Source organism: Hymenobacter humi (assembly GCF_042665855.1).
In the GTDB taxonomy this organism is placed as follows: domain Bacteria; phylum Bacteroidota; class Bacteroidia; order Cytophagales; family Hymenobacteraceae; genus Hymenobacter; species Hymenobacter humi.
In genome coordinates, this window is sequence record NZ_JBHTEK010000001.1 from 2,771,492 (window position 1) to 2,784,863 (window position 13,372).

Here is a 13,372-nt window from a genome sequence, read left to right on the forward strand (position 1 = left end):
CTAAAAATCCGCGCTACTCCGCCCGGCCGCTATCCACCAGCTTTTGCAGGCGGGCCTGGGTGTTTTGAGGCAAGGCGCTGAGCAAATCAAGTCCGGTGGCGGCTTCGATTTTGTCGACGGAAGTGAGGTACTGCCGCCAGTCGGGATTCACGGCGTTGTCGTTGGGCGTGTCGATGGCCAGCACGCGTACGCTGGGGTCAGAGCCGAGGCGCTGCAGGTCGTTCTGGCCTTCGGGGAGGATTACCATGACTTTCCAGATGCGGGCGGGCACGGTTACGCGGCCCTGGTCCAGGGTTTGGGCAAAGCCGTTGGCACCGGTGCCGCCGCGGCCGTAGCTGCCCATGATGACGTACACCTCTTGCCCGCGCTGCACCTGCGAGCGGCCATATTCTTCGAGGTGGGCCCAGGTTTGCTGGTTGTTGTGCGGGGCCTGGGGCACCATGTTGGTCATCAGGAAGGTAGCCGAGTTGGCATCGAGGTCGCTGGTGCGGTCGCCGCTGGGGCAGTTGTGGCCTTTGTCGAAGCCGGAGCGGGAGTAGCTGGCCGGCGCGACCTGGTAAAACTGCCGGGGCAGGGCAGCGTCGGGGCGGAAGTTGTTCTGGCGCGGGGCCTGGCCGAGGTCGCCGCGGCCCACGTGCCAGCTCACCCACGTGGGGATGCCGCGCGCGGCGTGGTAGCCTGTCGTGAATTCTGGGTGCACCAGCAGGTAGTTGTTGGCGTTGGCGGGGTCAGAGGTGGCGCCGCTGGGGTTGCCCAGGGCCAGGTTGTCTTCGGATGTTGAGGGGGCGAACGAGCCCGCGGGGGCCGATGCCTGACCGGTACCCGGCCTGGGATGGGAAGTGCGCGAGTTGGGCTGGCCCGGAGCGGTTGGCTGCGTTGAATTACGGTTTTCGAAATAGCCACCGGTGGCACCTGTGCTCACCGCCACGGCGGGCCCTTTGGCCGTTTCCAGCCGGATGTCGTCGATGTTGAGCCGGCTGTTCTGGCCGCTGGTTTTGCGGATTTCCAGGCGGATGGGCTCGTTGGCTACACCTGCGAACACATGGGGTACCAGTTTGGGGCCGCTGGTTTCGACGGGCTGGCCGGTGCGCGCGTAGCTGCGGCCGCCGTCGCGGCTCAGCCACAGCTCCCAGGTGCTGGGGCCGTCCTGCCCGTAGGCCGCCGCGCTGATGGTGATGCGCTGCACCCCAGGCGCGGCGTCGAAATTCATGCGGATGCGGCCCAGGTTGTGCAGGCGGGCCGCGCGCTCCCCGCTTTTATGGTCCTGGGCGCTACTGCCCACCAGGGCTTCGGCAAAGCGCCAGGAACCGGTAGCCAGGGGCTCATCGGCTTCGCTGTAAGCCCCCTTGCTGCCCGTTTCGAAGGTTTCGGGAAAAGGAGAGGGGACGGCCTGAGTCGACCTGGCCGGGGCAGTGGGTTGCTGGGTGGCAGTTTCGGGCTGCTGCGAGCAGGCCAGCAGAGCCAGGGATAAAAGCAGGATAGAGGAGCGCATGAAGGCGAAAGTAGGAAAGGCTGCGGGTTATACCGGGCTACAAAAAAAGACCTCCGTAGTCCAACGAAGGTCTTTTCTGAAATTATCTAAGAGCAATTCGGCAAATCAATGAATAGCCCAGCTCTGGTATCGGAAATTGAACTGATTTTGAAGCTCCTGATTCTTAGTGTTGTTTGAGATGTTAAGGAAACTTAGGAACTGCAAGAAAGCGTGGCGCAGCCCGGCATATCCCAGGCCCAGTCGGGGCGTTTGGCGGCAAACTCCTCGTGCTCGGGTTGCTCGCTGTAAGGGTTTTTTAGCACTTCCATGAGGTTATTCAGGTACGTCAGGTCGCCTCTTTCGGCGGCTTCGATGGCGTTCTGGGCCAGGTAGTTGCGCAGTACGTACTTAGGGTTGGCGCTCAGCATCAGGGTTTTGATGGCCGCCTCAGAGTTTGTTTCCTGGCGCAGGCGCTGCAGGTAGCGCTGCAGCCACTGGAGCAAGGGCGCGTGCGCCGGGTTGGGCAGCGGAACGTAAGTCGCGGCGGCCAGCAGCTCCTGAAACCGGTTGCTTTCCTGCTCGGGCGCGGCTACCAGGGCCGGGGCGATGTGCGAAAGCTGCCGGAAGAAAATGGTCATGTCGACTTCCGCCTCGGCCAGCGCCTCGTGCAAGTCGCCGGTCAGGCGTGCGTCTTCCGTGGGGTGCAGGGCGGTGAGGCCCAGCTTGCGGAGCATGATTTCCTGGCGCGTGCTTTCGAACGCACTCACGTACAAATCGAGGCCGGGCCGCAGCACTTCGACATCGGCGACGAGCAGCGCCAGCGCCTCGGCCAGCCGCGCCAGGTTCCAGAGCGCAATCTGGGGCTGCTGGCCAAAGGCGTAGCGGCGGTAGCTGAAGTCGGTGGTGTTGGGGGTCCAGTCGGGGTCGTAGGGCTCGAGCCAGCCGTAGGGGCCGTAGTCGATGGTGAGGCCCAGGATGGACATGTTGTCGGTGTTCATCACGCCGTGTACAAAGCCGACGGTCATCCAGTGGGCCACCATCACGGCCGTGCGGCGACAGATTTCTTCAAACCACTGCACGTACACGGCCGGCGAGGGCACGCCCAGCTCCGGGTAGTGGTGCGTGATGACGTAGTCGGCCAGGTCGCGCAGGTTATCGAGGCTCGCCGGCGGCGGCCATCATCTGGAAATTGCCGAACCGGATGAAGGTAGGCGCCACTCGGGCCACAATGGCGCCCGGCTCGGGCTTGGCGTTGCCGTTGTAAAACATGTCGCGCACCACGGTGTCGCCGGTGCCCACCAAACTCAGGGCGCGGGTGGTGGGCACGCCCAAGTAGTGCATGGCCTCGCTGCACACAAATTCCCGCAGGGAGGAGCGCAGCACCGCCCGGCCATCGGCCCGGCGCGAGTAGGGCGTGGGCCCCGCGCCCTTGAGCTGGATTTCCCAGATGCTGGCGTCGGTGGCCACGAGCTCGCCCAGGGAAATGGCGCGGCCGTCGCCCAGGCGGCCCGCCCAGTTGCCAAACTGGTGGCCGGCGTAGCGCGCCGCAAAGGGCTTCATGGTGTCGGTCACGAGGTTGCCGGCCAGCGCATCCACGGTGGGGCCGCGCTCGGCGGGCCGGGCCAGGCCGAGGTAGGCGCCCAGGTCGTCGGACCAGGCCAGCAGGTGCGGGTCGCGCACGGGAGTGGGCTCTACCCGCGAATACGTGTAGCCGGCCACCTGGCGCGGGCGGTTGTCGGCGGCTATTTCGCCGCGCAATTTGTCGACCAGCGTGTTGCTGAATTCGGCTTCGTGCAAGTGCTGAGTGGGCATCACCGTAGATATCAAAGTTGGAGCTGGATAAGCAGCGTGCCAAAGCGGCCGCTGCCAGCAGGCAAACGTTGATTCGGCCCGCATGTTCCAGTCGAGCTTAGGCGGGGCGCCTACTTTCTATAGTGCAAGCCTCTTCCAGTACCTGAAACACGACGGGGCCTTGCTCACCCCGGGAAGGTGAGTAGTTTCTGACTGGTCCTTAAAATTGAGCTGAAATCAGCCGCTGCTCCTACAGCACTTTGGCTCCATTGGCCTTCAGCACCTGCTGGAAAAACAGCAGCGGTACGGCAGCGCGTTTTGCCAGTACTCCCAGGTGTGGGCGCCGGGGCGCTCGGTGTAGTCGTGCGGGGTGTGGTTGTACACCAGGCGGCGGTGCACTTCGCGGTTGATGTCAATCAGGCCATCGTCGACGCCGCAGTCTATTATCAGCGGCAAGCCATTGCGGTGCATCTGGTCGACCAGGTTGACGACCGAATTGGAGGCGAACACGGCCGGGTTTTCGATTTCGGAGCCCAGGATGGGCGCCCAGAGCTTGGCCCGCTGGGCGGCGTCGGCCGGCGAGAGCTTGCGGTTGATGGTCATCAAATCCAGCGCGCCGCTCATGCTGCCGGCGGCGCTGTACAAGTCGGGGTGGCGGGCCGAGAGGTAGAGGGCGCCGTGACCGCCCATCGACAGGCCCGTGATGATGCGCCCCTTGCGGTCGCGGATGGTGCGGTACGAGCCGTCGATGGCCGAAATCACTTCTTTGGTGAGGTAGGTTTCGAACTGGCTGGTGGGGTTCACGGGGCTGTCGAGGTAGAAGCTGAACGTTTCGCCCTCGGGCATCACAATTATCAGGTTGTGCTGGTCGGCCAGGGACTGCACCAGCTGTTTGTTGGGCGTTTGAGTCAGCCAATCGGAAAAGTGGCCATACGCCCCGTGCAGCAGGTACAGTACGGGGTAGGAGGCTTTCTTGTTTTTGGCGTAGCTGGCCGGCAGCACCACGGCTGCGCGGTAGGTTTTCTTCATGGCCGCGCTGGCAATGGCGACGGTATCGACCCGGGCGGCCACGGACGGGCCGGCGAGCCCCAGCAAAGCGGCGAGTAGGAGTAGGCGAAAGCAAGTCATAGCGGGTAGGGAAAGAAGCAGGCAGATTGAGCCGCCCGAAATTAAATAAACAAGCCGATTATAAAACGTTGGATAAACTGATTAACAGGAAGCTGTGGAACAGAACAGCAGCGCTAAAAATCACGCATTACTGAATGAATACCGGACGAATCAGGTTTTCGAACGTGAAAATCTCGTCCCACTTTTCCTGGGTAAGCAGCCCGCGCTCCGTCACGGCGATGGTGTAGACCGATTTGCCGGTGCGCAGGGCTTCCTTGGCAATTTCGGCGGCGGCTTCGTAGCCAATAACCGGGTTGAGCTGGGTGACGATGCCGATGCTGTTGCGCACCAGGTTTGCCGTGTGCTCGGCATTGGCCGTGATGCCCACCACGCATTTTTCGTTGAGCGTGCGGCAGGCGTTGGTCATGTAGGAAATGGAGGTGAACAGGGCGAAGGAAATCACCGGCTCCATCACATTGAGCTGCAGCTGGCCGGCCTCGCAGGCCATGGTCACCGTGAGGTCGGCCCCGATGACGTAGAAGGCAGTTTGGTTGACCACTTCCGGCACCACGGGGTTTACCTTGCCGGGCATGATGCTCGAGCCCGGCTGCAGCGGCGGCAGGTTGATTTCGAAGAACCCGCAGCGCGGGCCTGACGACAGCAGGCGCAGGTCGTTGCAGATTTTGGAGAGCTTCACGGCCGTGCGCTTGAGCACGCCGGAGAGCTGCACGTAGGCGCCCGTGTCGACGGTGGCCTCAATGAGGTCGCCGGCCAGCACGAGGTTGAGCCCGGTGATGGTGCGCAGGTGCTCGGTCACGAGCTCGGGGTAGCCGGCGGGGGCGTTCACGCGGGTGCCGATTGCCGTGGCGCCCATGTTGATTTCGTTGATGAGGCTGCGCGAATCGTCGATGCGCAGCAGCTCCTCGCGCAGGTTGGTGGCGAAGGCCCGGAACTCGTCGCCCATGCTCATGGGCACGGCGTCCTGCAGCTGGGTGCGGCCCATCTTGAGCACGTTCTGAAACTCTACGCCTTTTTGCGCAAAGGCGTCGGCCAGCAGGCCCAGCGTTTCGCGGTAGCCCACCAGCTTGTTGTTGAGCGCAATGCGAAAGGCGGTGGGGTAGGCGTCGTTAGTGCTTTGCGAGCAGTTGACGTGGTTGTTGGGGTGGCAGTACTGGTACTCGCCCTTCGCGTGGCCCATGATTTCGAGGGCCACATTGGCGATGACTTCGTTGGCATTCATGTTCACGGAGGTGCCCGCGCCGCCCTGAATCATGTCGGTCAAGAACTGGTTGTCGAACTCGCCGGCCGCTACCCGGTCGCAGGCCGCCACAATGGCCTCGGCAATGGGGGCCGGCAGCACGCCTAGGTCGCGGTTGGCCAGGGCGGCGCCTTTTTTCACGAAAGCCAGGGCCTGCACAAACAGGCGCTCGGTGTTGATGGGAATGCCCGTGATGGCGAAGTTCTCGAGGGCGCGCAAGGTTTGGATGCCGTAGTAGGCCGTGTCGGGTAGCTGGCGCTCACCCAAGAAGTCGTGTTCGATGCGGGAAGAAGTGTTCATGGGCAAAGTCGGGAGGGAATGAGCAGCTTGTACGGAAGTGGTTAGCGCGGAGGCAAACCTACGGCCCGGCAGTGCATCGTTTCGAATTTAAACTGTTCCTTTACTGCACCCGATTGGTTTGGTCACAGGGCACAAGGGCGTGCCGCACGACCATTCATCTTGCCGGGCCATCTGTGCTGCCAACGCGTCTGCTAGTCTTTGCAGACCCGGCATCACCGACGGCCCTTAAAGTGAATCTTCTGGCTCCACGCTGCCTTCCCACCATTAGCTCAATTCTTTGCATGAAACTTTGCTACTTGCCCTTGCTGGCGCTGGCCGTGGCCAGCTGTTCCCAGGCCGATAATTCTAAGACGACTACCACAAACACCAACGCGGCCGGAACCACCGCGGCCACCGGCGCCGGCGCCGACGAGCGGTTTGATGCCTTCAAAGGTCGGTTTATTGAGGCCCTGTGGCGCCAAAACCCCGAAGCTGCGTCGTATCAGGGCTACCATAAGTACGACTCGCTGCTGCTCATCCCCGACGCCGCGCAGCGCCAGCGTGATGCCGCGTTCAGCCAGCAATATCTCGCGGCGTTGGGCAAGTTTTCGCTCGACAGCCTTTCGCCCAACAACCAGATTGACCTGCGCCTGCTGCGCAACGAGCCTGCGCGCCCAGCGCTGGTACGCCGACACGCTCAAGAACTGGCAGTGGAACCCCGCCAGCTACAACCTCGGCGCCTCGGTGGGCGACCTGCTCAACGGCCGCCACTACCGCCTCGACCGGCGCCTGCGCAACATCTCCGACAAAATCAGCCACGCGGCCGAGTACTACGCCGCGGCCCGGGCCAACATCAGCACGCCCACCAAGGAGCACACCGAGCTGGCCCTCAAGCAAAATGCCGGCGGCCTGGCCGTTTTCGGCTCGGCCCTGGCGGATTCGGTGCGCAAATCCGGGCTCACCGCCCAGGAGAAAAAGACGCTGACCGACCGCATTGCCAGCACCCGGCAGGCGGTGCAGGGCTACATGGACTTCCTGAAAAAGGACGTACTATCCGCCAAGACGTTTCGCTCGTTCCGCATCGGCCGGACCCTTTTCGACCAGAAATTTGCCTACGACATCCAGTCGCATTTCACGGCCGGCGAGGTGTACGAGCAGGCCCTGAAGCACAAGGCCGAGCTGCTGCACGACATGGCCGTGCGGGCCGCCCGCCTGTACCCCAAGTACCTGCCCGGCCAGAAAGCCCCGGCCGACACGCTGGCCATGATTACCGCCGTGGTTAATCAGCTCACCTTGAAGCACGCCCCGCGCGACGGCTTCGTGGATGCCGTGAAGCGCCAGATTCCGACGCTGGTGGCCTTCGTGAACGAGCACAACCTGCTGACCCAGGACCCCAGCAAGCCCTTGGTGGTGCGCGAAACCCCGCTCTACATGCGCGGCAGCGGCGCGGGCGCCAGCATCTCGGCCCCCGGCCCTTACGACAAAGGCGCCAACACCTACTACAACGTGGAGCCCCTGCCCAAAGAGTGGACCGCCGCCCAGGCCGAAAGCTACCTGCGCGAGTACAACGACTACACCCTGCAAATCCTCAACATCCACGAAGCCATTCCGGGTCACTACACGCAGGCTGGTGTACGCCAACCGCTCGCCTTCGCTGGTGAAAAGCATCTTCGGCAACGGCGCCATGATAGAAGGCTGGGCCGTGTACGCCGAGCGCATGATGCTGGAAAACGGCTACGGCAACAACTCCGACGAAATGTGGCTGCTCTGGGATAAGTGGAACATGCGCGTGACCCTGAACACGGTCATCGACCACATGATACAGGTGGACGACGCCAGTGAGAAAGACGTGGTGGCCCTGCTCCGGCGCGACGGCTTCCAGGAAGAGGCCGAAGCCCGCGGCAAGTGGCTGCGCGCCACCCTGAGCCAGGTGCAGCTGAGCAGCTACTTCACGGGCTACACCGAAATCTACGCCCTGCGCGAGGAGCTGAAAAAGCAGCAAGGCAAAAATTTCAACCTGAAAGCCTTCCACGAGCAGTTTCTGAGCTATGGCAGCGCCCCGGTGAAGTACATCCGCGAGCTGATGCTGCCCAAGAAATCCTAAGTGCGCAGCGGGAGGGTGGAATTATTCGCAATCCGGTACTGTAGAGGTCCGGTTGCGTATAACTCATTCTCCCTGCTGAGCCACCTCTTCATGATAGAAAATCTAATCAATTCGGCTGTAATCGATACCAACGACGAAGGCTTGCGCAGATACACCCACGACCGGCTCAAGGTCTTTGCCAAGTTCACCGCCGAAGATTGCGCCACGTGCGGCCTGCTGGCCCCGGGGTTCCGAAAGGTGGCTGATGACCAGGCTTATCAGGGCATATTGTTTGTCCGGCTCAACTCCGACGAAAACCCCGTGGCCAAGCTAATGATGGCGCAACGCGAAGCGCCGTTTTTTGTGAGCTATTGCCAGGGCCGGCTCCTGGAGTGCGAAACCTGCGACACCCCGGCGGCTATGGTAGCTCAACTTGACCGTTTGCGCGCCTTCAAGTCGCACACCGCCTAACTGCGGCATCGCCGTATTTTTGGCGATGTTCTTTCTGCTTTCCAAGTTTCTTGACGTTGTGCTGCTGCCCACGGTGTGGCTGCTGGCTTTGCTGCTCGCGGCCCTGCTGGCCCGGCAGCCCCGCCAGCGCCAATGGCTGCTGGCGGCTCTGGTGCTACTACTCGTGGGCACGAACACGGCCCTGGTGAACGAGGCGCTGCTGGCCTGGGAACGGCCGCCGGTGCCGCTGTCGGCATTGCCTTCCCGCTCCGACGCCGCCGTGCTGCTCACCGGCATCACCGAAGTCGACAAGTCGCCGCACGACCGGGTGTACCTCCAGCATGGCGCCGACCGCCTGACCAATGCGCTGTGGCTGTACCGGGCGGGCCGCGTGCGGGTTATCATCATCTCAGGCGGCTCTGGCGCCGTGCTGGAGAAAGCCCACACCGAAGCCGCCGACCTGGCTACGCTGCTGCGCCTGGCCGGCGTGCCCAACCGCGCCATCCTGGTGGAAGACCAAAGCCGCAACACCCGCGAAAACGCCTCTTTCACCAAGCGCCTGCTGGCCGCGCACCCCGATATCAAGTCCCTCGTGCTAGTCACGTCCGCCTTCCACGAGCGGCGGGCGTTGGGTTGCTTCGAGAAAGTGGGCTTGCGTCCCGTGCCGTTTCCGGCCGGCTTTCTGAGTGAGGACCGCCGGCCTACGCCCGACTTTTGGCTGCTGCCCAGCCCCGAGCCCCTGAAAAACCTAAGCATCCTGCTGCACGAAATCGCCGGCTGGCTAACGTACAAGCTGCTGGGGTATTGCTAGAGTGTTTTTGAGAGGGCGTTCAGAGATGAAGGCTTTTTAGAGTAAGGTCATGAAGAAAAGAACGTCATGCTGAGCTTGTCGAAGCATCTTTACCGCAGTACTAACCTCAGTCGTTTGTCATGCTGAGCCTGCGAAGCATCTTCAGTAAAGATGCTTCGACAAGCTCAGCATGACGTTCTGGTTTTTTGTTTAGCTCAAGGTCAACCGAACTTATACCAGCTCAACCTAACCCAGGCTCAACTTACTCCGTCTTATCCTTCACGGGCTCTGCCTTGCCTATCCACACCGATTTCTGGTTCACGAACTCGCGAATGCCAAGGTAGGACAGCTCGCGGCCGTAGCCGGATTTTTTCACGCCGCCGAAGGGCAGCTCGGGCATGGACTTTACCAGGCCGTTGACGAACACGGCGCCGCTTTCGATGTGGCGGGCCAGCTCTTCGCCGTGCTCGACATCGGCCGTCCAGATGGCGGCGCCCAGGCCGAAGCGGGAGTCGTTGGCGAGGCGCACGGCGTCTTCGGCGTTTTTGGCTTCCAGAATCAGGGCCACGGGGCCGAATAGCTCTTCGGCGTAGGCGCGCTGGCCGGGCTTGATGTTCGACAGAATCATGGGGCGGAAGAGGGCCGTGTGGGGCTTGGCCTGGCCCCCAAACAGCTCAACTTTGGCGCCCTGCTCCACGGAGTCTTCAACTTGTTTGGTGAGCTCGTCGGCCAAATCGGGCCGGGCCAGGGGGCCGTATTGCGTGGAGTCGTCCAGCGGGTCGCCGGGGCGCATGGCCAGCAGGTGGGTTTTCATCTGGTCGATGAATTCGCGGAGCACGGGCTTTTCCACGATGAAGCGCTTGGCGGCAATGCAGCTTTGGCCGCTGTTTATCATGCGCGATTGGGCCGCGGTTTTGGCGGCCAGGGCCACGTCGGCATCGGCCAGCACAATAAAGGCATCGGAGCCGCCGAGCTCCAGCACGGTTTTCTTGATTTGGGCCCCCGCGATGGCCGCTACTGAGGCGCCGGCGGCCTCGCTGCCCGTGAGCGTAGCGGCGCGCACCCGGTCGTCGGTGAGCAGCTTTTCCACCAGGTCGGAGCCGATGAGCAGGGTGCGGAAGCAGGCCGGCGGCAGGCCCGCGTCGTGGAATATCTGCTCGAGTGCCAGGGCACACTGCGGCACGTTGGAGGCGTGCTTGAGCAGGCCCACGTTGCCGGCCATGAGGGCCGGGGCGGCAAAGCGCACCACCTGCCAGAGTGGGAAGTTCCAGGGCATCACGGCCAGCACCACACCCAGCGGCTGGTAGCTGATGAAGCTGCGGCTGGCGTCGGTCTTCACGATTTCATCGGCCAGGAATTTTTCGGCGTTTTCGGCGTAGTACTCGCAGCAGGCGGCGCACTTCAGCACCTCGGCGCGGCCGTCGGTCACGGGCTTGCCCATTTCCAGGGCCATGATGCGCGCCAGGCTCGTCCTGCCGCTCGCGGAGCAGGGCGGCGGCGGCGCGCAGCACATCGGCGCGGTGGGCAAACGAAGTGGTTTGCCACTTGGCCGCAGCCCGGTGGGCCTGGTCGAGGATGCGCTCGGTTTTAACCCAGGTGAAAGCGGGAAACGTGCGGAGCACGCGCCCGGTGTGGGGGTTGTAGGATTCGATGGGCATGACGGAGGAAACGAGGGGGTGGGCAGAGCAGAAAAATGGGCGATGCGGCAAAGAGATTACCTCCGCAGCCAAGGCCATTAAGCTGAACGGATGGAGGCCTTTGCTTATCACTTCAACTTATATAGGGGTAGTTCGGTTACGCTGGCCTGAACCACAAATCCACAATTGCAACGCACACTGTATTTTCGTGCGCTTCGCATGGCGCCGGTTCCGGTACCATTCTTCACTTTCTGACACTCCCGTGCCCGATACCTCCCTTATCTCCTTACCACCCGCCGCCGAGGCCGAACTCGTTCGGCGGCTGCAGGCCCGCGACGAATCGGCGATGACGCTGTTCTACGAACGGTACTCGGCGGCCCTCTACGGCGTCATCTTCCGCATTGTGAAAGCCGAAGACGAGGCCGAAGACGTGCTGCAGGAGGCGCTGGTCAAAATCTGGCACGCCTTCGCCACCTACGACTCCAGCAAGGGGCGGCTCTTCACCTGGGTGCTCAATATTTGCCGAAATCTCAGCATCGATAGAATCCGCTCACGGCAGCACCGCGTAGGTAGTCGCACCCAGGGACTGGACGATAGTCTGACGGCGCAGCGCCAGGCCGCGCCCACCACTTTTCGCCCCGAGCACATTGGCTTGCAGGAAATTACCCAAAAACTGATTCCCGAACAGCGCCAGATTATCGACCTGCTTTATTTCGAGGGCTTCACCCAGAGTGAAGTGGCAGAGGAACTCAACATTCCACTCGGAACCGTGAAAACCCGGGCCCGCACTGCCATCAAAGTCCTGAGCAAACTTATTCGCTGAACCTACCGTGGAAAACATCCAAGAATATATAGAATCGGGCATCCTGGAGCAGTACGCTCTCGGGGAGCTTTCGCCCGCCGAACAGGCGGCCGTGGAAGCACAAGCCGCCAGCCATCCCGAGGTACGGGAGGAGTTGGACCAAGCACAAGCGGCGCTGGGCTTTTATGCCGAAGCCCACGCCATCACGCCGCCCGCCGGCATGCGGGAGCGCGTGCTGGGCAATGTGATGGCCCAGATTTCGGCCAAGCCCGCCAGCACCCTGCGGGCCGATGTGGACGCCGTGGCTCAGGCCCAGGCGCCCGCGGCGCCTGTCATTTCAGCTCAACCCGCTGCTACCAGCCACGAAGCGGTAGTGCGGCCCATGTCGACTGCGCCGGTGGCCGCCGCTCCGGCTAGCCGCTCGGGCTGGGCCATGGCCGCCTCGGTCGCCCTCATCCTGAGTTTGGGGGCCAACGCGCTGTTCTACTCCCGCTGGAAAGACGCCAGCGCCGACCTCGTGGCCCTGCAAAACGACCAGGCCCGCTTTGCCCAAACCAGCACCGTAATAAACCGGCAGCTCGGCGCCCTGCGCCAGGAAAACGAAGTGCTGCGCAACGACGAGTTCCGCGCCGTGGCGCTGGCCGGCACCAAGACTGCGCCCTCGGCCAAGGCCCGCGTGCTCTACAACCCCGCCACGCACAAGGTGTACGTCGACGTGAAAAGCCTGCCCGCCCTTCCCGCCGGCAAGCAGTACCAGGCTGTGGGCCCTCGACAAAGGCAAGCCCGTGGATGCCGGCATGCTCATGGCCTCCACGGCCACCGGCCAGGGCCTGCAGCCCATGAAGGACATCGCCAGCGCCCAGGCCTTTGCCATGACCGTGGAGCCCGAAGGCGGCAGCGTGAACCCCACCCTGAGCACCATGACGGTGGTCGGCAATATCTAGGCCCTAACCAAACGGCGGGGGGCAAGGCTCTGGCTTTGCCGCTCGCATACTCCGGAATGGCGACGTAGTATTACCGCCTGTTAGCCCACCCGGCCGGCAGGCGGTAATTTTGTTTACACTCTATCTCTAATTTCTATCCTATGCACGGTTCCATCATCATGCTGCTGAAACGCTACGTGCAAACCCAGTACGACCACAGCACGTGGATAAAGCTCGTGGAGCTTTCCGGGCTCGAAAACGTGGAGTTTGACCACAAATCGGTGTACCCCGACGAGCACGTGTATGCCCTGGTGGGCCACGCCGCCGAGATGACCGGCCTCTCGGCCGGCGAGCTGCACGAGAAGTTTGGCGAATACCTGGTGCCCGACCTCATGTACATGTATCAGAAACTGGTGGAGCCCGGGTGGCGAACCCTCGAAATGATAGAGAACACCGAGCAGACCATGCACAAGCAGGTGCGCAAAGAGCACGCCGACAACGCCCCGCCCGTGCTCGACGTGACCCGCCTGGGCCCCAACGAGCGATGATAGAATACGTCTCGCCCCGCCGCATGAGCGGGCTGGCGGTGGGCATTGTGCGTGGCCTGGCGGCTTATTTCGACGAAGCCGACCGCATCGACGTGCTGCCCACCACCTCCGAAGAAGGCGAGCGGGTGAGCATTCACGTGCGCCGCACCTAATCCCGCGTTGAGCTGTTGCGGTGGGGCTGATGCATTCGTTTCTAGTGGCTTGTTCAGCAGCGTTCAGCTCAATTTCTCCTT

General features: G+C 62.6%; 14 protein-coding genes and 1 pseudogene. 8 read left to right on the forward strand and 7 right to left on the reverse strand.

The genetic code is table 11. The features are described 5' to 3' along the window. Nucleotides 1–13: 13 nt before the first annotated feature. The 5 genes and pseudogenes from ACFQT0_RS15605 to ACFQT0_RS15630 all read right to left on the reverse strand — a co-directional run bounded on the left by ACFQT0_RS15605 (nucleotide 14) and on the right by ACFQT0_RS15630 (nucleotide 6,357). Nucleotides 14–1,492 carry a DNA/RNA non-specific endonuclease gene (locus ACFQT0_RS15605; protein ID WP_380204101.1) on the reverse strand — a complete coding sequence of 493 codons (1,479 nt, stop codon included), beginning with the start codon at nucleotides 1,490–1,492 and terminating at the stop codon, nucleotides 14–16. A 191-nt stretch (nucleotides 1,493–1,683) separates the two neighbouring features. Further along, nucleotides 1,684–3,283 (reverse strand): annotated as a pseudogene (locus ACFQT0_RS31675) (protein adenylyltransferase SelO). Between the two features lie 255 nt (nucleotides 3,284–3,538). Further along, a complete protein-coding gene (locus tag ACFQT0_RS15620; RefSeq protein ID WP_380204107.1) occupies nucleotides 3,539–4,390 on the reverse strand; it encodes an alpha/beta hydrolase in 852 nt (283 codons plus the stop codon). A gap of 127 nt (nucleotides 4,391–4,517) precedes the next feature. Further along, on the reverse strand, nucleotides 4,518–5,927 hold the full coding sequence (gene aspA, locus ACFQT0_RS15625; protein WP_380204109.1) for an aspartate ammonia-lyase: 1,410 nt from the start codon (nucleotides 5,925–5,927) through the stop codon (nucleotides 4,518–4,520). A 292-nt stretch (nucleotides 5,928–6,219) separates the two neighbouring features. Beyond that, nucleotides 6,220–6,357, reverse strand: a complete 138-nt coding sequence (locus tag ACFQT0_RS15630; protein ID WP_380204111.1) for a hypothetical protein — start codon at nucleotides 6,355–6,357, stop codon at nucleotides 6,220–6,222. A 188-nt stretch (nucleotides 6,358–6,545) separates the two neighbouring features. On the opposite strand from ACFQT0_RS15630, the gene ACFQT0_RS15635 reads away from it, so the two are divergent. The 4 genes from ACFQT0_RS15635 to ACFQT0_RS15650 all read left to right on the forward strand — a co-directional run bounded on the left by ACFQT0_RS15635 (nucleotide 6,546) and on the right by ACFQT0_RS15650 (nucleotide 9,250). After that, nucleotides 6,546–7,682 carry a DUF885 family protein gene (locus ACFQT0_RS15635; protein ID WP_380204113.1) on the forward strand — a complete coding sequence of 379 codons (1,137 nt, stop codon included), beginning with the start codon at nucleotides 6,546–6,548 and terminating at the stop codon, nucleotides 7,680–7,682. Next, nucleotides 7,564–8,010: a DUF885 family protein gene (locus ACFQT0_RS15640; protein ID WP_380204115.1), complete on the forward strand. Its 447-nt coding sequence runs from the start codon at nucleotides 7,564–7,566 to the stop codon at nucleotides 8,008–8,010. The genes ACFQT0_RS15635 and ACFQT0_RS15640 overlap by 119 nt, the downstream gene beginning before the upstream one ends. A 90-nt stretch (nucleotides 8,011–8,100) precedes the next feature. Further along, nucleotides 8,101–8,460 (forward strand): thioredoxin domain-containing protein, encoded by a 360-nt coding sequence (locus tag ACFQT0_RS15645; RefSeq protein WP_380204117.1) that lies wholly within the window; start codon nucleotides 8,101–8,103, stop codon nucleotides 8,458–8,460. Between the two features lie 25 nt (nucleotides 8,461–8,485). Further along, nucleotides 8,486–9,250: a YdcF family protein gene (locus tag ACFQT0_RS15650; RefSeq protein ID WP_380204119.1), complete on the forward strand. Its 765-nt coding sequence runs from the start codon at nucleotides 8,486–8,488 to the stop codon at nucleotides 9,248–9,250. Between the two features lie 241 nt (nucleotides 9,251–9,491). Here ACFQT0_RS15650 and ACFQT0_RS15655 read toward each other — a convergent pair whose 3' ends face one another. Both ACFQT0_RS15655 and ACFQT0_RS15660 read right to left on the reverse strand, forming a co-directional pair. Then, on the reverse strand, nucleotides 9,492–10,682 hold the full coding sequence (locus ACFQT0_RS15655) for an NAD-dependent succinate-semialdehyde dehydrogenase (RefSeq protein ID WP_380204121.1): 1,191 nt from the start codon (nucleotides 10,680–10,682) through the stop codon (nucleotides 9,492–9,494). Beyond that, the gene (locus ACFQT0_RS15660; RefSeq protein WP_380204123.1) at nucleotides 10,573–10,887 is read right to left on the reverse strand and encodes an aldehyde dehydrogenase family protein; all 315 of its coding nucleotides are present in this window, start codon (nucleotides 10,885–10,887) and stop codon (nucleotides 10,573–10,575) included. Before ACFQT0_RS15660 ends, ACFQT0_RS15655 begins: the two co-directional genes overlap by 110 nt. 241 nt (nucleotides 10,888–11,128) lie before the next feature. On the opposite strand from ACFQT0_RS15660, the gene ACFQT0_RS15665 reads away from it, so the two are divergent. The 4 genes from ACFQT0_RS15665 (at nucleotide 11,129) to ACFQT0_RS15680 (ending at nucleotide 13,291) form a co-directional block, all read left to right on the forward strand. Further along, nucleotides 11,129–11,689, forward strand: a complete 561-nt coding sequence (locus tag ACFQT0_RS15665) for an RNA polymerase sigma factor (RefSeq protein ID WP_380204125.1) — start codon at nucleotides 11,129–11,131, stop codon at nucleotides 11,687–11,689. Between the two features lie 7 nt (nucleotides 11,690–11,696). After that, complete coding sequence (locus tag ACFQT0_RS31680; protein WP_449272069.1) at nucleotides 11,697–12,680, forward strand: hypothetical protein; 984 nt, start codon at nucleotides 11,697–11,699, stop codon at nucleotides 12,678–12,680. 72 nt (nucleotides 12,681–12,752) lie between these two features. Next, on the forward strand, nucleotides 12,753–13,139 hold the full coding sequence (locus ACFQT0_RS15675; protein ID WP_380204129.1) for a heme NO-binding domain-containing protein: 387 nt from the start codon (nucleotides 12,753–12,755) through the stop codon (nucleotides 13,137–13,139). Then, nucleotides 13,136–13,291, forward strand: a complete 156-nt coding sequence (locus tag ACFQT0_RS15680) for a hypothetical protein (protein WP_380204131.1) — start codon at nucleotides 13,136–13,138, stop codon at nucleotides 13,289–13,291. The genes ACFQT0_RS15675 and ACFQT0_RS15680 overlap by 4 nt, the downstream gene beginning before the upstream one ends. Nucleotides 13,292–13,372 lie beyond the last annotated feature (81 nt).

Bases quoted from the DNA above. Each gene is read 5' to 3' on its own strand.
- ACFQT0_RS15605 (WP_380204101.1), bottom strand. From the start codon at position 1,492: ATGCGCTCCTCTATCCTGCTTTTATCCCTGGCTCTGCTGGCCTGCTCG.
- ACFQT0_RS15620 (WP_380204107.1), bottom strand. From the start codon at position 4,390: ATGACTTGCTTTCGCCTACTCCTACTCGCCGCTTTGCTGGGGCTCGCC.
- aspA (WP_380204109.1), bottom strand. From the start codon at position 5,927: ATGAACACTTCTTCCCGCATCGAACACGACTTCTTGGGTGAGCGCCAG.
- ACFQT0_RS15645 (WP_380204117.1), top strand. From the start codon at position 8,101: ATGATAGAAAATCTAATCAATTCGGCTGTAATCGATACCAACGACGAA.
- ACFQT0_RS15650 (WP_380204119.1), top strand. From the start codon at position 8,486: ATGTTCTTTCTGCTTTCCAAGTTTCTTGACGTTGTGCTGCTGCCCACG.
- ACFQT0_RS15655 (WP_380204121.1), bottom strand. From the start codon at position 10,682: ATGGCCCTGGAAATGGGCAAGCCCGTGACCGACGGCCGCGCCGAGGTG.
- ACFQT0_RS15660 (WP_380204123.1), bottom strand. From the start codon at position 10,887: ATGCCCATCGAATCCTACAACCCCCACACCGGGCGCGTGCTCCGCACG.
- ACFQT0_RS15675 (WP_380204129.1), top strand. From the start codon at position 12,753: ATGCACGGTTCCATCATCATGCTGCTGAAACGCTACGTGCAAACCCAG.
- ACFQT0_RS15680 (WP_380204131.1), top strand. From the start codon at position 13,136: ATGATAGAATACGTCTCGCCCCGCCGCATGAGCGGGCTGGCGGTGGGC.